General features: G+C 72.9%; 20 protein-coding genes. 11 read left to right on the top strand and 9 right to left on the bottom strand.

The genetic code is table 11. The features are described 5' to 3' along the window. Positions 1-19 precede the first annotated feature (19 nt). From ACFC1T_RS00895 to ACFC1T_RS00885, 3 genes are all read right to left on the bottom strand, one after another. Positions 20-982 (bottom strand): threonine/serine dehydratase, encoded by a 963-nt coding sequence (locus ACFC1T_RS00895; RefSeq protein WP_375881863.1) that lies wholly within the window; start codon positions 980-982, stop codon positions 20-22. 4 nt (positions 983-986) lie between these two features. Next, a complete protein-coding gene (locus tag ACFC1T_RS00890; protein ID WP_030232219.1) occupies positions 987-1,445 on the bottom strand; it encodes an Lrp/AsnC family transcriptional regulator in 459 nt (152 codons plus the stop codon). A 119-nt stretch (positions 1,446-1,564) separates the two neighbouring features. Then, positions 1,565-2,239 carry a UbiX family flavin prenyltransferase gene (locus ACFC1T_RS00885; protein ID WP_375881861.1) on the bottom strand — a complete coding sequence of 225 codons (675 nt, stop codon included), beginning with the start codon at positions 2,237-2,239 and terminating at the stop codon, positions 1,565-1,567. Positions 2,240-2,330: 91 nt separating this feature from the next. Here ACFC1T_RS00885 and ACFC1T_RS00880 point away from each other — a divergent pair, with 91 nt between their 5' ends. From ACFC1T_RS00880 to ACFC1T_RS00870, 3 genes are all read left to right on the top strand, one after another. Further along, a complete protein-coding gene (locus tag ACFC1T_RS00880; RefSeq protein WP_375881859.1) occupies positions 2,331-3,077 on the top strand; it encodes a cyclase family protein in 747 nt (248 codons plus the stop codon). A 65-nt stretch (positions 3,078-3,142) separates the two neighbouring features. Then, the gene (locus ACFC1T_RS00875) at positions 3,143-3,859 is read left to right on the top strand and encodes an MOSC domain-containing protein (protein WP_375881856.1); all 717 of its coding nucleotides are present in this window, start codon (positions 3,143-3,145) and stop codon (positions 3,857-3,859) included. A 276-nt stretch (positions 3,860-4,135) separates the two neighbouring features. Beyond that, entirely contained in the window at positions 4,136-6,235 is a 2,100-nt protein-coding gene (locus ACFC1T_RS00870) for an LPXTG cell wall anchor domain-containing protein (protein ID WP_375881854.1), read from the top strand. A gap of 153 nt (positions 6,236-6,388) precedes the next feature. Here ACFC1T_RS00870 and ACFC1T_RS00865 read toward each other — a convergent pair whose 3' ends face one another. Then, positions 6,389-7,183 carry a TetR/AcrR family transcriptional regulator gene (locus ACFC1T_RS00865; protein ID WP_375881852.1) on the bottom strand — a complete coding sequence of 265 codons (795 nt, stop codon included), beginning with the start codon at positions 7,181-7,183 and terminating at the stop codon, positions 6,389-6,391. Positions 7,184-7,280: 97 nt separating this feature from the next. On the opposite strand from ACFC1T_RS00865, the gene ACFC1T_RS00860 reads away from it, so the two are divergent. The 3 genes from ACFC1T_RS00860 to ACFC1T_RS00850 all read left to right on the top strand — a co-directional run bounded on the left by ACFC1T_RS00860 (position 7,281) and on the right by ACFC1T_RS00850 (position 9,745). After that, on the top strand, positions 7,281-8,507 hold the full coding sequence (locus tag ACFC1T_RS00860; protein ID WP_375881849.1) for an FAD-dependent oxidoreductase: 1,227 nt from the start codon (positions 7,281-7,283) through the stop codon (positions 8,505-8,507). Positions 8,508-8,576: 69 nt separating this feature from the next. Then, positions 8,577-9,332, top strand: a complete 756-nt coding sequence (locus ACFC1T_RS00855; RefSeq protein ID WP_375881847.1) for an alpha/beta fold hydrolase — start codon at positions 8,577-8,579, stop codon at positions 9,330-9,332. A 62-nt stretch (positions 9,333-9,394) separates the two neighbouring features. After that, positions 9,395-9,745, top strand: a complete 351-nt coding sequence (locus ACFC1T_RS00850; RefSeq protein WP_375881844.1) for a hypothetical protein — start codon at positions 9,395-9,397, stop codon at positions 9,743-9,745. A gap of 97 nt (positions 9,746-9,842) precedes the next feature. Here ACFC1T_RS00850 and ACFC1T_RS00845 read toward each other — a convergent pair whose 3' ends face one another. The 4 genes from ACFC1T_RS00845 to ACFC1T_RS00830 all read right to left on the bottom strand — a co-directional run bounded on the left by ACFC1T_RS00845 (position 9,843) and on the right by ACFC1T_RS00830 (position 12,830). Beyond that, a complete protein-coding gene (locus tag ACFC1T_RS00845) occupies positions 9,843-10,121 on the bottom strand; it encodes a type II toxin-antitoxin system RelE/ParE family toxin (RefSeq protein ID WP_375881841.1) in 279 nt (92 codons plus the stop codon). 4 nt (positions 10,122-10,125) lie between these two features. After that, complete coding sequence (locus ACFC1T_RS00840) at positions 10,126-10,407, bottom strand: type II toxin-antitoxin system Phd/YefM family antitoxin (protein ID WP_375881838.1); 282 nt, start codon at positions 10,405-10,407, stop codon at positions 10,126-10,128. 72 nt (positions 10,408-10,479) lie between these two features. Beyond that, positions 10,480-11,376: a menaquinone biosynthesis prenyltransferase MqnP gene (gene mqnP, locus ACFC1T_RS00835; protein ID WP_375881836.1), complete on the bottom strand. Its 897-nt coding sequence runs from the start codon at positions 11,374-11,376 to the stop codon at positions 10,480-10,482. Beyond that, the gene (locus ACFC1T_RS00830) at positions 11,373-12,830 is read right to left on the bottom strand and encodes a menaquinone biosynthesis decarboxylase (protein WP_375881834.1); all 1,458 of its coding nucleotides are present in this window, start codon (positions 12,828-12,830) and stop codon (positions 11,373-11,375) included. The genes mqnP and ACFC1T_RS00830 overlap by 4 nt, the downstream gene beginning before the upstream one ends. A gap of 92 nt (positions 12,831-12,922) precedes the next feature. On the opposite strand from ACFC1T_RS00830, the gene ACFC1T_RS00825 reads away from it, so the two are divergent. The 4 genes from ACFC1T_RS00825 to ACFC1T_RS00810 all read left to right on the top strand — a co-directional run bounded on the left by ACFC1T_RS00825 (position 12,923) and on the right by ACFC1T_RS00810 (position 16,642). After that, complete coding sequence (locus ACFC1T_RS00825) at positions 12,923-13,426, top strand: PLD nuclease N-terminal domain-containing protein (protein WP_375881831.1); 504 nt, start codon at positions 12,923-12,925, stop codon at positions 13,424-13,426. A gap of 451 nt (positions 13,427-13,877) precedes the next feature. Further along, entirely contained in the window at positions 13,878-15,479 is a 1,602-nt protein-coding gene (locus ACFC1T_RS00820) for an acyl-CoA carboxylase subunit beta (RefSeq protein WP_375881829.1), read from the top strand. A 75-nt stretch (positions 15,480-15,554) separates the two neighbouring features. Beyond that, complete coding sequence (locus tag ACFC1T_RS00815) at positions 15,555-15,764, top strand: acyl-CoA carboxylase subunit epsilon (protein ID WP_375881827.1); 210 nt, start codon at positions 15,555-15,557, stop codon at positions 15,762-15,764. A gap of 266 nt (positions 15,765-16,030) precedes the next feature. After that, positions 16,031-16,642 (top strand): ScbR family autoregulator-binding transcription factor, encoded by a 612-nt coding sequence (locus tag ACFC1T_RS00810; protein WP_375881825.1) that lies wholly within the window; start codon positions 16,031-16,033, stop codon positions 16,640-16,642. A gap of 85 nt (positions 16,643-16,727) precedes the next feature. On the opposite strand, the gene ACFC1T_RS00805 is transcribed toward ACFC1T_RS00810, so the two are convergent. Continuing rightward, a complete protein-coding gene (locus ACFC1T_RS00805) occupies positions 16,728-17,345 on the bottom strand; it encodes a ScbR family autoregulator-binding transcription factor (RefSeq protein WP_375881822.1) in 618 nt (205 codons plus the stop codon). Positions 17,346-17,695: 350 nt separating this feature from the next. Here ACFC1T_RS00805 and ACFC1T_RS00800 point away from each other — a divergent pair, with 350 nt between their 5' ends. Next, positions 17,696-18,769: a ScbA/BarX family gamma-butyrolactone biosynthesis protein gene (locus ACFC1T_RS00800; protein WP_375881820.1), complete on the top strand. Its 1,074-nt coding sequence runs from the start codon at positions 17,696-17,698 to the stop codon at positions 18,767-18,769. The last annotated feature ends 3 nt before the right edge of the window (positions 18,770-18,772 follow it).

Here is an 18,772-nt window from a genome sequence, read left to right as displayed (position 1 = left end):
GCCGGGCGAGGGCGTGCCCCTAGGCGCTGAGCAGCTCGGCGAGCAGACCCGGGTCGATGTTGCCGCCGCTGACCACGGCGGCCACCGTCCGGCCCCCGGTCTCGGCGGCGCGGTGGAAGTAGGCGGCCGGGGCGACCGCGCCGGAGGGCTCGGCGACCAGCCGGCCGCGGCGGGCCAGCAGGGCGACGGTGGCGCGGATCTCGTCCTCCGTGACGGTGACGATGTCGTCGACGTAGGCGGTGAGGTGCTCGTACGGCAGCACGCCCACCGAGGGGGTGCGCAGCCCGTCCGCGAGCGTCCGGTAGGTGTCGGCGACCGGCCACTCCACCCGGCGCCCGGAGCGCAGGCTCTCCTGGGCGTCGGCGGCCAGCTCCGGCTCCACCCCGATCACCCGGACGCCCGGGCGGGTGAGCTTGAGCGCGGCGGCCGTCCCGCTGATCAGGCCGCCGCCGCTGACCGGCACCAGCACGGTGTCCAGCCCGGTCGGGGCGTCCTCGGCGATCTCCAGGCCCACCGTGCCCTGGCCCGCGATGATGAACGGGTCGTCGTACGGCGGCACCCAGACGAAGCCGAACCGCTCGGCCAGCTCGCCGGGCAGGGTGTCCCGCTCCCCCGGCGGGACGAGGATCACCTCGGCGCCGAACGCGCGGGTGGCCTCGACCTTCACGGCGGGCGAGGTGTCCGGCATCACGATCACGGCCTTGAGGCCGAGCAGCTGCGCCGCGTAGGCCACCGCCTGCGCGTGGTTGCCGCTGGACTGGGCGACCACGCCGCGGGCGCGCTCGTCCGGGGTGAGCGCGGCCAGCCGGTTGTAGGCGCCGCGGGTCTTGAAGGCCCCGGTCGGCTGGAGGTTCTCGGGCTTGAGCCAGAGCCGCCGCCCGTCCTCGGACGCCCAGGGGGCGGGGACCAGCGGGGTGCGCACGGCGACCCCGGCGATCCGCTCCCGGGCGGCGTGCAGCTCCTCCAGACCGACCAGTGCCATGCCGTCACTCTCCTTCGGGGGGGAGCTCGCTCACCCGGTTCTCCCACTTCGTGGAGAGTACGACGGTGGTGCGGGTGCGGGCCACGCCCTTCGTGCCCGAGATCCGCTTGACCACCGACTCCAGGCCGGCCACGTCGGCCACCCGGACCTTGAGCATGTAGGAGTCGTCACCCGCGATGAACCAGCAGTCCTCGACCTCGTTGAGGTCCTTGAGCCGGAACGCGACGTCCTCGTGGTCGGCGGCGTCGGTCAGCTGGAGACCGATCAGGGCCGTGACGCCGAAGCCGAGCGAGGCCGGGTTGACCGTCGCCCGGTAGCCGGTGATCACACCGGCCTGCTCCAGGCGGTTGATGCGGTCCGTGACGCTCGGGCCGGAGAGTCCGACCAGTCGGCCCAGCTCGGCGTAGGACGCACGGCCGTTCTCCCGGAGCGCCTGGATGAGCTGTCTGTCCACCGTGTCCATATACCGTCCGCGTCCTTCCGAACCTCACCAGACCCACAGATCATTATCCGGATTCAAAGGCGCCGTGCGCTGAACGACCCGGATATCGCAGAGAAGATACTCTCCCGCCCTCGCTCTCCTTACTCCCCCTCAGCCCGAGCGGCCTCCCCGTCGCCCGGTTTGCGGGCGGCCGCGCCCAACTCGCCCTCCCAGCGCAGGTACAGGGAGTGCGGCACGCCGACGGCGTCCAGCACCCGGCCGGCCACGAAATCCACCAGTTCGCGCACGGTGGAGCCGCCGGCGTAGAAACCGGGCGAGGCGGGGAGCACGACGGCGCCCTGCGCGTCGAGTTCCACCAGGTGCTTCAACGTCACCCCGTTGAGTGGTGCCTCGCGCACGCAGACGACGAGCGGACGGCGCTCCTTGAGGGTGACGCTGGCCACCCGCTGGAGCAGGTCCTTGCTCAGGCCGAGCGCGATCCCGGCCACCGCGCCGGTGGTCGCGGGGACCACCAGCATCCCCTTGGCCGGGTACGAGCCGCTGGACGGGCCGGCCGCGAAGTCCCCGGCCGGCCAGTAGCGGACGTCGTCCAGGCCCTCGTCCGTGCCCAGCCAGCGGGCGAGGTCGGCGCGCCAGTGGGCGTCTCGGAAGGAGATGCCGGTCTCGTCCAGGATGGTGAGCCGGGCGGCCCGGCTGACGATCAGGTCCACCGCCTCGCCGGCGGCGAGCAGCGCCCGGATCACCGAGGCCGCGTACGGCGTCCCCGACGCTCCCGAGACCCCGACCACCCACGGCTGACGCTTCGCAGTTCCCATGGAGGCAATTCTGTCCCGCCCCCACCTGCGGCTCCGCCCCGGGCACCGCGGACCGGGCCCGCGCGGGCCCGCCCCCTGGGAGGATGGGCGCATGGCAGCGACCCTCGTCGACCTCACCCATCAGGTGACCACCGCGATGCCGGTCTACCCCGGCGACCCGGCCGTCCTGCTGGCGCCCGCGCTCACCACCGCCACGGCGGGGGTGAACGTGCTGGCCCTGCACCTCGGCTCGCAGTCCGGGACGCACGTGGACGCGCCGTACCACGTGGACGTCACCTGGCCGACCCTGGACGGGCTGCCGCTGGAGCGGTTCACCGGCCCGGCCGTGGTCGCCGACCTGCGCGGGCTGGAGCCCCGGACGGCCGTCACCCCCGACCTGCTGGCGCCCGCGCTGGCGCGCTGCGCCGAGGGCACCGTCCTGCTGCTGGCCACCGGCTGGGCCCGGCACTGGGGCACCGACGCCTACCTGGGCCACCCCAGCCTGACCGCGGCCGCCGCCGAGGCGATCGTGGCCGCCGGGGTGCGGACGGTCGGGGTGGACGCGCTGAGCGTGGACCCCACCCCCGACCCGGGGCCGGAGGACCCGGCGGTCGCCGCGCTGCTCGCCGACCTCACCGACGAGCACGACGGGCCCGACCCGGTGGAGGAGCCGACGCTGGCCGCCCACCGGGTGCTGCTGGGCGCGGACGGCGGCGGGGTGATCGCGGAGAACCTGACCGACCTGCGGGCGCTGCTGGCGGCGCAGGAGGCCGGCCGGCCGGTGGAGGTGTCGCTGTTCCCGCTGCGCCTGGTGGCCGCGGACGGGGCCCCGGTGCGGGCGGTGGCGCGACTGGGCTGACCGGCCCCGACCCGGGCCGCACTTGGTCTAGACCAACTCCGATGGCGCCACTAGGCTTTCCGGCCATGGCTGAGATCATCGGAGTGGTCGAGCGACTCTGGCGCTACCCCGTGAAGTCCACCGGCGGCGAGCGGCTCGACTCCGTCGACGTGGACGTGCGCGGCCTGGCCGGGGACCGCCTCTACGCCGTCCGCGACGCCTCCGGGAAGCTCGGCTCGGGCAAGAACACCCGCCGCTTCCGCCGGATGGACGGGCTGCTCCGGCTCTCCGCCCGCCTCGGCCGCCGGATCGACGGCCCCGAACTGTTCGACCCGCTCGGCCGCCCGGTCGACCACCCGACCGCCTTCCTGCGCGCCTACCTCCAGCGCGAGGACGTCGAACTCGCCCGCGAGGACGCCGTCCCGCACTTCGACCGACTGCCCGTCAGCGTGCTCAGCACCGCCACCCTGGACTGGGTCCGCGAGGCCGTCCCCTTCGCCGTGGTCGACGAACGCCGGTTCCGCCCCAACATCGTGCTGCGCACCCCGCCGGGCACCCCGCCCTTCGTCGAGGACGCCTGGCTCGGCCGGCAGGCCCACGGCGGGGCACCGGACAGCGCCCGGCTCGCCTTCGTCTCCGCCAGCGAGCGCTGCGCGATGAGCGGCGCCCCGCAGCCCGGCCTGCCGCACGCGCCGGAGATCCTCAAGGCGATCGTGCACGCCCACGACGGCCGGCTCGACGCCCTCGCCGAGGTCGCCGCCCCCGGGCGGCTGCGGCTCGGCGACCGGCTGGTGCTGGACTGAGTCCTGGTCACGGTGCCACGGTGCCGACGCCGGCGCCGATATAACCGCAGGTCAGAGCGGTCTCGAAGATTCCCCGAAAAAGTTTCGAACTCACCTGCAACCCCCGCGACCCTTGCACGTCTATGTCAGTGAGCGGCGGGGAAACCCGCCGGAGCGGACCGCAGGCGACACCGGGGACACCGACCCCGGACCTCAGGTCCGACCCGTACCGTACTGATCGACCAGCAGCGCAAAGCTGCCGGTGAAACACCCTGGGGGGTATTCAAAATGTCCGTCGTGCGTGCACGCCGTTCCCGCTCCGCCGTCGTCACCGCCGCCACCCTGGGCGTGCTGCTCGCCACCGGCGCCGTGGTCGCCGCCCCGGCCGCCTACGCCGCCGACGCCCCGGCCGCCACCGCCTCCGCCTCCGCCGAGCCGACCGCCCCGAAGACCTCGACCGAGGCCGGCAAGCCGTCGCTGACGGTCAACGCGCCCGCGTCCTTCGGCAACGGCGGGGAGCCGGTCGAGTTCACCGAGACCGTCACCAACCCCGGCGCCACCGACGCCTCCTACAAGCTGTGGTTCGACGCGAGCAACCCGGCGGCCGCCTCCCGCACCCAGCTCACCATGGACTACCGCGACGCGGACGGCGCCTGGAAGCCGGTCGACCTGGCCTTCACCAACTCCGGCGGCCACTTCGCCGGCGGGATCCCGACCGCTCTGACCGTCGCCGGCGGCGCCACCAAGACGGTCCAGCTGCGTCTCGGCCTCCCGATCAACAACAACTGGGGCAGCCACGACCTGCCCATCAAGCTCGACTCCACCGTCCTCGACGAGTCCGGGCACACCGTTCTCGCCGAGAGCACCAAGGACGTGACGGCCAAGGCCATCACGGTGCAGGTCAAGGACGCCCCGACCACCGCCGTCGCCGGCGGCGCCCCGGTCGAGTTCGACGTCACGGTGACCAACCCCAGCGCCGCGCGCTACACCGACGTCGCCAAGGTCATCGAGGCCGACAAGCGCAGCAAGCTCCAGGTGCAGAACGCGGACGGCAGCTGGGAGACCGTCACCGCGGCCCCCGACCAGTTCGGCCGGGTCCTCTACCGCCTCACCGCGGACAAGACCCTCGCCCCCGGTGCCTCCTTCACCCGGCACGTCCGCCTCTCCTTCACCGCCGACGCCCCGATCGGCACCACCTACATCCACCCGTGGGCCATGCTCGGCGAGGGCGGGGCGTTCGCGCCCGTCGTCTGCGGCCCGCAGTTCGTCGCGATCAACCTCACCGCCGGCCCGAGCCTGTCGGTGCAGGAGCCGTCGTCCATCGGGAACTCCGGCAAGCCGGTCGAGTTCACCGAGACCGTCACCAACCCGGGCGGCACCGACGCCACGTACACGCTCAAGCTGAACGTCAGCAACCCGGCCGCCCGCAGCGCGGGCCGCTTCGCCGTCGACTACCGCGCCGCCGACGGCAGCTGGAAGCCCGTCACGCTGAACTTCAGCCAGGGCGAGAAGACCTTCAACTTCAGCGGTGAGATCCCGGGCGTGTCGGTCGCCGCCGGTACCACCAAGATCCTCCAGCTGCGCCTCTCCGCCCCGGTCAACAACGACTGGCCCAACGCGCACGGGGACGTCACGCTCTACTCCGCGATCGTGGACGGCGCGAACACGGTCGTGTCCGAGAGCACCAAGAACGTCGAGATGAAGGGCCTCGGCCTGGCGGTCAAGAACGCGCCGAGCACCGCCGCGATCGGCGGCGCCCCGATCGAGTTCGACTTCACCGTGGACAACCAGAGCGCCTCGGACTACGACAACCTCTCCCCCGTCGTGGTCGTCGACCGCTACACCAAGCTCCAGGTGCAGCAGGCCGACGGCAGCTGGGCGGACATCACCGGCACGCCGAGCGCCCAGTCCGGCGGTCCGGTGGTGTACCACCTCACCGCGGACAAGAACCTCGCGGCCAAGTCGTCCTTCACCAAGCACGTGCGCCTGGCCTTCACCGCCGACGCCCCGATCGGCCGGGTCTACGTCTCCCCGGCGGTCATCCTCGGCGAGCAGCCGGCCGGCAGCCCGTACGCGGACGCCTGGGCCAGCGCGCCGAGCTTCTCCCTCGACCTGACCGCCACCCCGGCGGAGTACGCGGGCAAGGGCGCCGACAAGGGCAACGGCACCGCCGTCAAGGCCGGTCTCACCACCGGCACCGGCACCGGCACCGGCACCGGCACCACGGCCGACAGCACCGGCACCGGCACCGGCACCACGACCGACACCCAGCTGGCCGGCGGCTCGCTCGCCCACACCGGCTCGGACGGCATGCTGGCGTCCGCCACGGCCGCCGCCGGCCTGCTCGCCAGCGGCATCGGCGCCCTCTTCTTCGCGCGTCGCCGTCGCAACGCCTGATCCCGCTCCGAGAAGCACCCGAGCCCCGGCTCCCGGCACCGTCCGGGGGCCGGGGCTCGGCCGTTCCGGCCGCCCCTCAGCCCCGGACCCGGCGCGGGGCAGTCGAGCACCAGGCACTGCAGGGTGCCGATCACGGTTCTCCTCGGGGTCGGTTCAGGGGTTCCGGTGGCCCGGCCCGGGCAGGGCGACCGCCCGTAGGTAGGCCTCGACGAACAGGTCCAGCACCGCGTCCGGCGACGGCAGTCCGGCGCCGAACGCGGGCTCCAGCACCGGTCTCATCAGGACGTGGTTGAGCAGCGGGCCGAGCATCAGCTGGGCCAGCACCGGGAGCGGCAGCGGGCGCAGCCGCCCCGCCTCGACGTACGGCAGCAGCAGGCGGGAGAGGCCGTCGAACATCCGCGGCAGGTGGGCCTCCATCATCCGGGCGGCGGGGCCGTCCGGGCGGCCGAAGAGGTCGGCGAAGACCGCCGGGACGACCCTCGGCTCGCGGTCGAAGGCCGCGGCGAAGGTGTGGTGGATCGCCCGGACGGTCTCCTCCAGGCTCTCCGGCGGGTCCGCGGCCAGTGTCTCCAGGTCCGGCAGCGGGCCGTACTGGAGGAAGACGGCGGTGAACAGGCCGTCCCGCCCCTCGAAGACGGTGTGCAGGCTGGGCAGTGAGCAGTCGGCCCGGTCGGCCACGGCGTCCAGGGTCACTCCGGCGAGGCCGCGTTCGGCGACCAGCCGGCCCGCCGCCTCGATCGCCCGTTCCCGCACCGGCGGCCGTCCGCCCGGGTCGACGCCCGCCTGCCGGACGGCCTCGTCCAGCGGGGCCCGGGAGCCGCCGAGGCGGCGCAGCAGGGTGCTGCGCGACATTCCGGCCGCCGAGGCGATCGCCGTCAGCGGGACGTCCGCGACGTCCCGCCCCCGTGCCTTCGCGGCCGCCAGGGCGGCCGCCACCAGTTCGTTCATGTGAGACATCGTACTACTTGACACCTGAGACGGTTCCAGAGACGCTCTATAGGCAAGTTCCACCCAGGAACGGCAAGGGATCGAAGGGGAGAGAGCCATGAGCGTCGTCATCTCCGGGGGCGGACCGGCCGGAATGGTGCTGGGCCTGATGCTGGCCCGAGCGGGCGTCGAGGTGACCGTGCTGGAGAAGCACGCCGACTTCCTGCGGGACTTCCGCGGCGACACCGTCCACGCGTCCACCGTGCGCCTGATGGACGAACTGGGCCTCGGCCGGAAGTTCGCCGCCCTGCCGCAGAGCCGGCTCGGGAACCTGGTGGTACCGGTGCCCGGCGTCGGGGACGTCGCGCTGAGCGCCTTCGACCGGCTGCCCGCGCCGTACAACTACATCGCCATGATGCCGCAGTGGGACCTGCTCAACTTCCTGGTCGAGGAGGCGAAGCGGGAACCCACCTTCACCGTGCGGATGAACACCGAGGCCACCGGACTGCTCCGGGAGCACGGCCGGGTGGTCGGCGTCCGCTACCGCACCCGGGACGGCGAGGAGGGCGAGCTGCGCGCCGACCTCACAGTCGCCGCCGACGGCCGGCACTCCACCCTGCGCCGGGAGGCCGGCCTGGTGCCCGAGGAGTACCCGGTGCCCTTCGACGTCTGGTGGTTCCGGCTCCCCCGGCACGCCCACGAGCAGGCCGCGCCGCCCAGCCTCACCCCCGGCTTCGGCGAGCGCGAGCTGGCCCTCAGCTTCACCCGCGACGACTACTTCCAGATCGCCTACTTCAAGTCCAAGGGCTTCGACCCCGAGCTGCGCGCCGAGGGCATCGACCGCTTCCGCGCCCGGATCGCCCGGCTCATGCCGCAGTTCGCCGACCGGGTCGACCAGTTGGCCGGAACGGACGAGCTCCACCTGCTCGACGTCAAGCTCAACCGGCTGGACCGCTGGTACGTCGACGGGCTGCTGCTGATCGGCGACGCCGCCCACGCGATGTCCCCGGCCGGCGGTGTCGGCATCAACCTCGCCATCCAGGACGCCGTCGCGGCCGCCGCCCTGCTCGCCGAACCGCTGCGCCGCGGCCGGCCGACCGTCGCCGCGCTGGCCCGGGTCCAGCGGCGCCGCTGGTGGCCGACCGTGGTCATGCAGCGCCTCCAGCGGGTCCTGCACGGCATCATGTTCGTCCCGGTGCTCACCGGCCGGCGCTCCGGACCGCCGACCGCCTTCGCCGCGGTCGCCCGCCGGGTGCCCGCCGTCCGGATCGGCCTGTCCCGACTGCTCGCCATCGGGCCGCGCCCCGAACACGCCCCGGCCTTCGCCCGCCGGCCGTCCGCCTGACCCTCCACCCGAACGGCCCGCCCCGGACCGGCCGTTCGGGCGGGCGGTTTCCGGGGAACGACCCCCGGCATGACGATCCCTCATCGCCTGACCGGTACGGGCGCCCACCCCGTCCTCGTCCTGCACGACTGGTTCGGCACCAGCGCGGGCTGGGGCCCCTTCCTGGACTACCTCGACGGCAGGGCGTTCAGCTACGCCTTCCTCGACTACCGCGGCTACGGCGAGCGCAAGGACGTGACCGGCGCCTACACCCTCGCCGAGATCGCCGCCGACGCGCTCGCCCTCGCCGACCAGCTCGGCTGGGACCGCTTCTCGCTGGTCGGCCACTCGATGGGCGGCAAGGCGGCCCAGCAGGTCCTGGCCGAGGCCCCGCTGCGGGTGCGCAAGCTGGTCGGCCTGTCTCCGGTGCCGGCCGGGGCGTACCCGCTGGACGAGGCGGGCGAGGCGCTGTTCTACGGCGCCGCCGAGGACCGCGAGAAGCGGTACGCGATCCTCGACCTGGTCACCGGGCAGCGGGCGGGCCGGGTCTGGCTGGACCGGATGGTCGACCAGTCGCTGCGGCTGTCGACCGTCGAGGCCTTCGACGGCTACGTCCAGGACTGGACCACGGCCGACCTGGAGCACCGGATCAGCGGGAACCCCGTCCCGGTCAAGGTCATCGTCGGCGAGCACGACCTCGCGCTGACCGCCGACGTGATGCGCGGCACCTGGCTGGAGCACTACCCCAACGCCGAGTTGGAGGAGCTCGGCGGCACCGGGCACTACCCGATGTACGAGGCGCCGGTGGCACTGGCGACCGCGATGGAGGCCTTCCTCCACAACTGAGCCGCGGAGCGCTACCGCGAACCGGCGGCGAGTAGGCTCGGACGGGACGAGAGGAGAGCCCCGTGAGCCAGCCGGTCCCGGACGGAGCCGAACTCATCCCCAGGCCCGAGAAGTCGCCCGCCGCTCTCAAGGCCGCTCTCGCCGTGGTGGCCTCCGCCCGGCTGCCGGAGATGGTGGAGGGACAGACCCGGGCCATGGCCGCCGCCATCGACTCAGGAAGCATCAGCCCGCTCCGCGCGTTCGTCGCGCACTGGGCGGCCGTCGTGGAGATCGAGCGGGTCCCGGCCACGGCACGGGCCTACCACCGGGCGAACTACCTCGCCAACCACGCGGAGAGCGTCGAGGAGTGCCGTCGGAACGCCACCGACGTCGCGGCGATCTACCGGGCCGCGTTCTCGGCGGTGAACGAGTGAGCTGGAGCTGGGAGTACCTGCCCAGCCCGGAACACGTCACCGGCGGCGCACCCGCCGACTTCCTGGCGGCCGTCGAGACGAAGGCCGCCGAGACGTCTCAGTACCGGCGGTAGACCTCGCGCCGGTTGCCCACGGCCACCACCCACACGACCAGCAGCCCGTCCTCGATCGTGTAGACGACCCGGTAGTCGCCGACCCGGAGGCGCCAGTGCCCCGGATGGCCCTGGAGCGGCTTGATGTCGAAGGGCGCCGTGCCGCCGCTGTCGAGCGCCCGCTGGAACTCGGTGAGGCGGTACATGATCCGCAGGGCGTCGGGGCGCGGCACCTTGAGCATGTCGCGCTGCCCCTGGGGGGTGAAGCGTGTCACGTGGCCCATCGGGTCACCCTTGCTGGGCGCGCAGCATCGCGGCCATCTCCTCCAGGGAGACGGACCCTTCGCGCCCCTCGGCCTCGGCCTCCTTCGCGAGCCCGCTGAGCCAGGCGTCCTCGGCCTCCTCGGCCAGTCGGCTCAGACGCCGGTACTCGTCGATGTCGATCACCACGGCTTCCTGCTTCCCCCGCCGGGTGATGATCGTCGGGGTGCCGTCCCTACGGGCCCGGTCGATGACGTCCGCCAGGTGGCTGCGCACATCGGCCATGGATTCCACGACAGACTCACTCATGGCACGAATGTAACAGATGTACATCTGTTCCAGGAGAGGATCCGGGGCCGGCCAGGGCCGGGCCCGCGGGGGTCAGATGCCGAGGCCGCGGATGACCAGGTCGACCAGGGCGAAGAAGAACAGCGAGATGCCGACGAAGCTGTTCGTCTGGAAGAAGGCCCGGTTGAGCCTCGACAGGTCGTTCGGCTTCACGATGGTGTGCTCGTAGACGAAGGCGCCCGCGACGACGGCCAGGCCGACCCAGAACGCGGGGCCGGCGTCGGTGAGCACCGCGAACCAGCCCAGCAGCAGGGTGGTCAGGACGTGGCAGACCCGGGCGCCGCGGATGGCGGCCGGGACGCCGAAGCGGGCCGGCGGCGAGCCGACGCCGTGCTCCCGGTCGGACTCGACGTCCTGGCAGGCGTAGATCAGGTCGAAGCCGCCGATCCAGATGCCGACCGCGGCCCCGAGGACCACGGCCTCCCAGGACCAGGTGCCGGTCACCGCGAGCCAGGCGCCGACCGGGCCCATCGCCTGGGCCAGGCCGAGGATCGCCTGCGGGAAGTTGGTGAACCGCTTGCCGTACGGGTAGACGACCATCGGCACCACGGCCACCGGCGCGAGGGCCAGGCAGAGCGGGTTGAGCAGGGCCGCCGCACCGAGGAAGACCACCAGGGCGACCGCCGAGCCGGCGTACGCGGTCCTCAACGAGACGGCGCCGGTGACGAGTTCGCGCCCGGCGGTACGCGGGTTCCGGGCGTCGATCTCGCGGTCGATGATCCGGTTGGCGGCCATCGCGAAGGTGCGCAGGCCGACCATGCAGACGGTGACGACGAACAGTTCGCCCCAGTGCACCCGCTTGTCCGCCAGGAACATGGCGGTCAGCGCGGCGATGTAGGCGAAGGGCAGGGCGAAGACCGAGTGCTCGATCATCACCAGGCGCAGGAAGGCCTTGGTGCGCCCCGGGGTCTCGACGGCGGCGGTGCTCACAGCCCGTACTCCTTCCAGCGACGGGTCACCAGTGCGGCCGTGGCCGGGTCCGAGGAGACCATCTCCGGCCAGCCGCCGTCCCGGGTGTAGCCCTCCTCGGGGAGCTTGCGGGTCGCGTCGATGCCCGCCTTTCCGCCCCAGAACTGCTGGTAGGAGGCGTGGTCGAGGTGGTCGACCGGGCCCTCGACCACGGTGAGGTCGCGGCTGTAGTCGACGTTCCCGAAGGCCCGCCAGGCCACTTCCTGGTAGTCGTGGACGTCGCAGTCGGAGTCCACCACGATGATCAGCTTGGTGAGCGACATCATGTGGGCGCCCCAGATCGCGTGCATCGTCTTCTGGGCGTGCTTGGGGTACTTCTTGTCGATCGAGACGATCACGCAGTTGTGGAAGCCGCCGGCCTCGGGCAGGTCGTAGTCGACGATGTCCGGGATGATGATCTTCAGCAGCGGCAGGAAGAACCGCTCGGTGAACTTGCCCAGCGGGCCGTCCTCGGTCGGCGGGCGGCCGACCACGATGGACTGCAGGATCGGCCGGCGGCGCATGGTCACGCAGTCGATCGTCAGCGCCGGGAACGGCTCCTGCGGGGTGTAGAAGCCGGTGTGGTCGCCGAACGGGCCCTCGGGGAGCATCTCGCCGGGCTCCAGCCAGCCCTCCAGGACCACCTCGGCGTCGGCCGGGACCTGGAGCGGGACGGTCTTGCAGTCGACCATCCGGACCCGCTCGCCCGCGACGAAGCCGGCGAACAGGTACTCGTCGATGTCGCCGGGCAGCGGTGCGGTGGCCGCATAGGTGACGGCCGGCGGGCAGCCGAAGGCGATCGCCACCGGGAGGCGCTCGCCGCGCTTGGCCGCGACGGCGTAGTGGTTGCGGCTGTCCTTGTGGATCTGCCAGTGCATCCCGATGGTGCGGCGGTCGTGCCGCTGGAGCCGGTAGAGGCCGAGGTTGCGGACGCCGGAGTCCGGGTCCTTGGTGTGGGTCAGGCCCAGGTTGAAGAAGGAGCCGCCGTCCAGCGGCCAGGTGAACAGCGCGGGCAGCTCGTCCAGGTTGACGTCGTCGCCGGTGAGCACGACCTCCTGGACCGGGGCGTCGCCGGACTTCACGTTCCGGGGCGGGACGTGGGCCATCGAGGCGAGCTTGCCGAAGGCGTCCCGGAACCCGGTGAAGCCCTGCGGCAGTTCGGGCTTGAGCAGGCCGGCGATCTTCTCGGAGATGTCCTCCGGGCCCTTGAGGCCGAGCGACTTGGCGAGGCGCCGCTCGGTGCCGAAGACGTTCATCGCGATCGGCATCGACGAGCCCTTGACGTTCTCGAACAACAGCGCCGGGCCCTTGGCCTTCTGCACGCGGTCGACGATCTCGCCGATCTCCAGGTGGGGGTCCACCTCCGCCTTGATGCGCTTGAGGTCGCCCTCGCGGTCGAGGGCTCGGAGAAACGAGCGGAGATCGTCGTATGCCATGCCAGTCAGTATCCGCCACCCGATAGCCTGGCTTGCGTCAAGGGCCCCGGGAGGCGCCCGCCGCTCCGGCCCTCGCGGGGGAGATCACAGCCGTGCTGAGGATTCTTCTGACCATCGTCCTTCCGCTCGCGCTGTGGGTGTGGGCGTTCATCGACTGCCTGGTCACGCCCGAGGGAGAGGTCCGGCACCTGCCGAAGCCGATCTGGCTGATCATCGTGCTGCTCTTCCCGCCGCTCGGCCCGATCGCCTGGCTGGTGGCCGGGAAGCGGCGCGGCTTCCTGCGCACGGGCGCGCCGGACGGAGGACCGGGACGGACGGACGCGGACGGCCGGAGCGGCTCCGCCGCCCCGCGCCGCGGCCGGCCGGTGGCCCCGGACGACGACCCGGAGTTCCTGGCCTCCCTCGGGAACGAGTCCGCGAGGAACGGGTCCGCCGAGAACGGCCCCGAGAAGAAGGACGCCCCCTCGAAGGGCGGGTCCTTGCAGAAGGACGACAAGGACCACGAGGACATGCTCCGGCGGTGGGAGGCCGATCTGCGCCGCCGGGAGCAGGAGCTGCGCGGCGGCGAGGAGCCCGAGGACGGGCGAAAGAGCTGATCGGAGCGGGTCCGCCGCTCCCCCGGACAGCCCACCCGGGCACCCACGGGTGGGCTGCGGCCTTTTTGGCGCTTCCCTACGACCGGCAAGCGTCCGGCCTTGATCGCCCCGTTCCCGGCGCCACGGTCCAGCCGTCCTCAAGCAGTACTCCGGACGGCCGCCCCACACTGCTGGAGAACGGTCCTGACCTGCGTTTTCCTTCATGCTCAGATCATCGGACCATCATCTGCCCGACAACCCCCGGTATTCGAACGGCCACCGAGCGCACAGCCCTCGGGGCGACCGCTTCTGTACAGGCCTGACAGCTAAACGAACTCGACCTTGTACGGAATCGACGCCGAAACCAGCGCACGGCCCCTCGTACAGTCATAAGTGAAGAAGTTGATTCGCAGCTGGGGGTACAGCAGACGCTGGCTGTCGGACAGTTCCCTCACCCTTGGAGTGGTTCGAGATGACGGTTGTGCATGAGGCGCCGGTCGGCGGCGAGGTCCCCGAGGTCCCGGCCGATGCCAAGGGGCGGGTCGCCGAGCTCCACGAGCTCCGCGCGCAGGTGCGCCGCGGCCCGAGCGACAAGGCCACCGAGGCCCAGCACGCGAAGGGCAAGCTGACCGCCCGCGAGCGCATCGACCTGCTGCTGGACGAGGGCTCCTTCCGCGAGGTCGAGCCGCTGCGCCGGCACCGCGCCCAGGGCTTCGGCCTGGAGGCCAAGAAGCCGCACACCGACGGCGTGGTCGTCGGCTGGGGCACCGTGCACGGGCGCACCGTGTTCACCTACGCGCACGACTTCCGGATCTTCGGCGGCGCCCTGGGCGAGGCCCACGCGCAGAAGATCCACAAGATCATGGACATGGCCATCGCGGCCGGTGCCCCGCTGGTCTCGCTGAACGACGGCGCCGGCGCCCGTATCCAGGAGGGCGTCACCGCCCTGGCCGGTTACGGCGGCATCTTCCAGCGCAACACCAAGGCCTCCGGCGTCATCCCGCAGATCTCGGTGATGCTCGGCCCGTGCGCCGGCGGCGCCGCGTACTCCCCCGCGCTGACCGACTTCGTCTTCATGGTCCGCGAGACCTCGCAGATGTTCATCACCGGCCCCGACGTGGTCCAGGCCGTGACCGGCGAGAAGATCAGCCAGAACGGCCTGGGCGGCGCCGACGTGCACGCCGGCGTCTCGGGCGTCTCGCACTTCGTCTACGACGACGAGCAGTCCTGCATCGAGGAGGTCCGCTTCCTCCTGTCGCTGCTGCCGCAGAACAACCGCGAGATGCCGCCGTCGGTGGTCAGCGAGGACCCGGTCGAGCGCCGCAACGACAGCCTGCTGGACCTGGTGCCCGTCGACGGCAACCGCCCGTACGACATGCGCAAGGTGATCGAGGAGATCGTCGACCACGGCGAGTTCCTGGAGGTCCACGAGCGCTGGGCCACCAACGTGCTCTGCGTGCTGGCCCGGGTCGACGGCCACGTCACCGGCATCATCGCCAACCAGCCGCAGTCGCTGGCCGGCGTGCTCGACATCAACGCCAGCGAGAAGGCCGCGCGCTTCGTCCAGATGTGCGACGCCTTCAACATCCCGCTGGTCACCCTGCTGGACGTGCCCGGCTTCCTGCCCGGCGTCGACCAGGAGCACGGCGGCATCATCCGGCACGGCGCCAAGCTGCTGTACGCCTACTGCAACGCCACCGTGCCGCGCATCTCGCTGATCCTGCGCAAGGCCTACGGCGGCGCCTACATCGTCATGGACTCCCGCTCCATCGGTGCGGACCTGTCCTACGCCTGGCCGACCAACGAGATCGCGGTGATGGGCGCCGAGGGCGCCGCCAACGTCATCTTCCGCCGCGAGATCAACGGCGCCGACGACCCCGACGCCATGCGCGCCGAGAAGATCAAGGAATACAAGAGCGAGCTGATGCACCCGTACTACGCGGCCGAGCGCGGCCTCGTGGACGACGTCATCGACCCGGCGGAGACCCGCCAGGTGATCGCCTCCGCCCTGGCGATGCTCCGTACCAAGCACGCCGACCTGCCCAGCCGCAAGCACGGCAACCCGCCGATGTAGCAGCGGCGCGGTTCGCAGCAGCAGGCCGTACCGAGCACACCACACACCACAGCAACCGGGGGAGAAACCAAGGACATGACCGCTTCCGCCGAACCCCTCGTCCGCATCGTCCGCGGCAGCCTCTCCGACGAGGAGCTCGCCGCCCTGACCGCCGTCCTGATGGCCCGCGCCGCCGTCGCGCAGCAGGCCGCGGCCGCCGCCCAGGTCGAGCCGATCGCCAACTGGCAGCGCCTGGAGCGCCGCCCGGCCTACTACTCGCCGGTGAGCTGGCAGCAGGCCGCCTGACGCCTCCGGGCCCCGGGCCCCGGGCCCCGAGAGTCCGACCTCGACGGCCGGTCACCCCCATCGGGTGACCGGCCGTCGGGCTGTCCGGCCGAGCTCCGCCGGCCGCCGCGGCGCGGGCACCCGGGGCCCCCGGCGCCGTTCGTGCCCGTCCGACCGGGCGCGGAGCGGCTCGGTAGGATACCTACCGGACGGTTCACGCCCGTCGCCCCGTCGGCCCCCATAGGATCGGCCGCTGCCGAGGTACAGAACTTTCCAGGGAGGCTGCGATGGCCAGGCAGGCCCGCGCGCTGGCAACCCGCCAGGCGGTACTCCTCGCGGCGGCCGAGGTGTTCGACGAGCGGGGCTACGCCGCCGCCACGATGGCCGAGATCCTGGACCGGGCCGGTGTCACCAAGGGCGCGCTGTACTTCCACTTCCGCTCCAAGGAGGAGCTGGCGCTCGCCGTGATCGAGGGCCAGGGCGCCTGGATCGCCACCTGGGAGCCCTCCTCGGACAGCCCGGTGCAGACCCTGATCGACCTCGGGTACGCGTTCGCCCGCGCGCTCCAGGAGGACCCGCTGGTGCGCGGCAGCATCCGGCTGACGATCGAGCACGGCAGCTTCACCCAGCCGCAGATCGCCGCCTACCAGGGCTGGATGGACCTGGTAGGCGCGCTGCTGGAGCGCGCCCGGGAGGCCGGGGACCTCCACCCGGGGGTCGACCTGGTGGCGGCCTCCGGGGTGATCACCGGCGCGGTGACCGGGATCCAGCTGAGCTCCCAGGTGCTGGCCGACCGGCAGGACCTGATCAAGCGGATGGCCGACCTGTGGACGCTGCTGCTCCCGGGCCTCGTCCAGCCGCACGCCCTGGCCCGGCTGAGCGTCGCCGAACGCCGCTGAGCACCGCTGAGCGCCGCACCGCACGACTGGGCGCCGCCCGGGGCCGGCGGCCCAGCGCGCCCCGGTCGGACCCGGCCGGCCCCGGTCAGACCCGGTAGCCCGCGCAGTCGTCCGGCCCCACCAGGGCCGGCAGGGCGGCCGCCCAGAGCTGCCGGACGGCCTCCGGAGCCGGTCGGCCGGGCTCCTCGGCGGCCAGCAGCACCTGGCCGGCCACCACCGCGGTGAGCAGTTCGGCGCAGGCCCGCCGGTCCGCCCCGGGGCGCAGCTCCCCGGCCCGTTCGGCGCGCTCCAGCAGCCGCTGGACGACGGCGGCGAGGCTGCGCCAGGCGGTGCCCGGTCCGGCGCAGCCGTCGGCCGGCCGCAGGCCCTGGCGGCCGAGCCGGACGCCGGCCCGGACCACCACGTCCTCGCGCAGCAACCGGGCCAGCTCGTGCGAGAAGTCGATCAGTGCCTGGACGGCCCGGTCCTCGGTGCGCAGGGCGCGCAGCGCGGCCGCGCCGATCTCCCGTCCGGCGGCGGCCCGCACGCCGTCGGCGAGGGCCTGCTTGGAGACGAAGTGGAAGTAGAGGGCGCCCTTGCTCACCCCGGCCCGGCGACTGATGTCGACCAGGCTGGCGGCCTCGAACCCGGCCCCCGCGAAGGTGTCCGCAGCGGCGAGCAGCACGGCCCGCCTGGTCCGCCCCGCGCGTTCCTGCTTGACCACTGATCCCCCCGGACTCCGCCGGACGCGTTCCCCGCCCCACCCGGCCGCTGTCGGCGCGCCCTCGGTCGGAGGCGACGCCTCGCATGCGGAGGGCACTGGCCGAAACCGCATGGTTGGTATCTAATCTAGCGCCTGTGTCGACCCCGCCGTCCAGCGGGGACCACCCCCCGCCCAAGGTCTGCCGTCCCCAGTTCAGGCATTCCCGCAGACCAGAGGCCAGGTAGCGTGGTCGGTCCGGGTCTTGCGACGGGCCACCCCCGGCCGCAGAAGACAAACCGGGTGGTATGTATGTTTTGCTGTGGGGCGTCCGTGGCGGGCGCTCGACCGACACCCTGGAGCTGGGGCCAGTCATGCCATTGATCGTAGAGCCGGACGCCCACGGCCCGTACGCCCACCCCGGCACCGGCTACGGCACCCACTCCGGCACCGGCCACTCCGGTGCCGGCTACGACTTCCACGACCGGACCGTCTCCCGGCACCTGGTGCACCGCGCCTCGGTCTCCGAGGTGTTCCTCACCGGCTGGCAGGCCACCGGCCCGTACGACTTCCTGCTCGGCGCCCAGTGGCCCCGGCTGCACGGCTTCTACCGGCTGCCCGGGGACCGCTACCACGACCCGGTGCTGATGGCCGAGACCGTCCGGCAGGCCGGGCTGCTGATCGGCCACGCCGGCTTCGGGGTGCCGCGCGACCACCACTTCGTCATGGAGGAGCTCGGCTACGCGCTCGGCGAGGCCGGCCTGCCCGGCCTCGCGGTCACCGCCGACCCGGCCTCGCTGATGCTCACCGTCGGCTGCCAGGACGTCCGGATGCGGCACGGCCGGCTGGCCTCGCTGCGGGTGCACGCCGAGGTCACCCGGGACGGCCGGCGGATCGGCCACGGCGACGGCCAGCTGCGGGTGGTCACCCCCGCCTCGTACCGGCGGCTGCGCGGCCCCGGCCGCGGCGCCGCCACCCCGCCGCGCCCGCCGGAGCCCGCCGCGCCCGAGCTGGTCGGGCGGGCGCAGGCCGCGGACGTGGTGCTCAGCCCGACCCTGCGGCCGGACACCTGGCTGCTGCGCGCCGACGCCGGGCACCCGGTGCTGTTCGACCACGGGCTCGACCACGTGCCCGGGATGCTGGTGCTGGAGGCCGCCCGGCAGGCCGCCCAGCGGCTGCACCACCCCGAGCCGGTGGTGCCGGTCGAGCTGGTGACCGCCTTCGACCACTACATCGAGCTGGACCGGCCGTGCTTCGTCCGGGCCGTCCGCGAGCGGACACCGGACGGCCGCCGCACCCCCGTCCTGGTGCGACTGCTCCAGGACGGGCGGACGGCGGCCGAGTGCCGGCTGCTCACCGAGCCGGTCGACGGTCCGCGGGTGCCGGTCCGGCGGGACGCCTTCGAGGGCCGCCCCACCGCGACCGGCCTGCTGCCGCTGGCGAGTTGAGGC

The organism is Kitasatospora sp. NPDC056076 (assembly GCF_042266305.1).
Lineage (GTDB): Bacteria > Actinomycetota > Actinomycetes > Streptomycetales > Streptomycetaceae > Kitasatospora.
This window is presented reverse-complemented; position numbering and strand designations above follow the sequence as displayed.

What these genes read in the sequence shown, in the direction of transcription:
- ACFC1T_RS00895 (WP_375881863.1), bottom strand. Translation starts at nt 982, where the DNA reads ATGGCACTGGTCGGTCTGGAGGAGCTGCACGCCGCCCGGGAGCGGATC.
- ACFC1T_RS00890 (WP_030232219.1), bottom strand. Translation starts at nt 1,445, where the DNA reads ATGGACACGGTGGACAGACAGCTCATCCAGGCGCTCCGGGAGAACGGC.
- ACFC1T_RS00885 (WP_375881861.1), bottom strand. Translation starts at nt 2,239, where the DNA reads ATGGGAACTGCGAAGCGTCAGCCGTGGGTGGTCGGGGTCTCGGGAGCG.
- ACFC1T_RS00880 (WP_375881859.1), top strand. Translation starts at nt 2,331, where the DNA reads ATGGCAGCGACCCTCGTCGACCTCACCCATCAGGTGACCACCGCGATG.
- ACFC1T_RS00875 (WP_375881856.1), top strand. Translation starts at nt 3,143, where the DNA reads ATGGCTGAGATCATCGGAGTGGTCGAGCGACTCTGGCGCTACCCCGTG.
- ACFC1T_RS00865 (WP_375881852.1), bottom strand. Translation starts at nt 7,183, where the DNA reads ATGAACGAACTGGTGGCGGCCGCCCTGGCGGCCGCGAAGGCACGGGGG.
- ACFC1T_RS00860 (WP_375881849.1), top strand. Translation starts at nt 7,281, where the DNA reads ATGAGCGTCGTCATCTCCGGGGGCGGACCGGCCGGAATGGTGCTGGGC.
- ACFC1T_RS00855 (WP_375881847.1), top strand. Translation starts at nt 8,577, where the DNA reads ATGACGATCCCTCATCGCCTGACCGGTACGGGCGCCCACCCCGTCCTC.
- ACFC1T_RS00845 (WP_375881841.1), bottom strand. Translation starts at nt 10,121, where the DNA reads ATGGGCCACGTGACACGCTTCACCCCCCAGGGGCAGCGCGACATGCTC.
- ACFC1T_RS00840 (WP_375881838.1), bottom strand. Translation starts at nt 10,407, where the DNA reads ATGAGTGAGTCTGTCGTGGAATCCATGGCCGATGTGCGCAGCCACCTG.
- ACFC1T_RS00830 (WP_375881834.1), bottom strand. Translation starts at nt 12,830, where the DNA reads ATGGCATACGACGATCTCCGCTCGTTTCTCCGAGCCCTCGACCGCGAG.
- ACFC1T_RS00820 (WP_375881829.1), top strand. Translation starts at nt 13,878, where the DNA reads ATGACGGTTGTGCATGAGGCGCCGGTCGGCGGCGAGGTCCCCGAGGTC.
- ACFC1T_RS00815 (WP_375881827.1), top strand. Translation starts at nt 15,555, where the DNA reads ATGACCGCTTCCGCCGAACCCCTCGTCCGCATCGTCCGCGGCAGCCTC.
- ACFC1T_RS00810 (WP_375881825.1), top strand. Translation starts at nt 16,031, where the DNA reads ATGGCCAGGCAGGCCCGCGCGCTGGCAACCCGCCAGGCGGTACTCCTC.
- ACFC1T_RS00800 (WP_375881820.1), top strand. Translation starts at nt 17,696, where the DNA reads ATGCCATTGATCGTAGAGCCGGACGCCCACGGCCCGTACGCCCACCCC.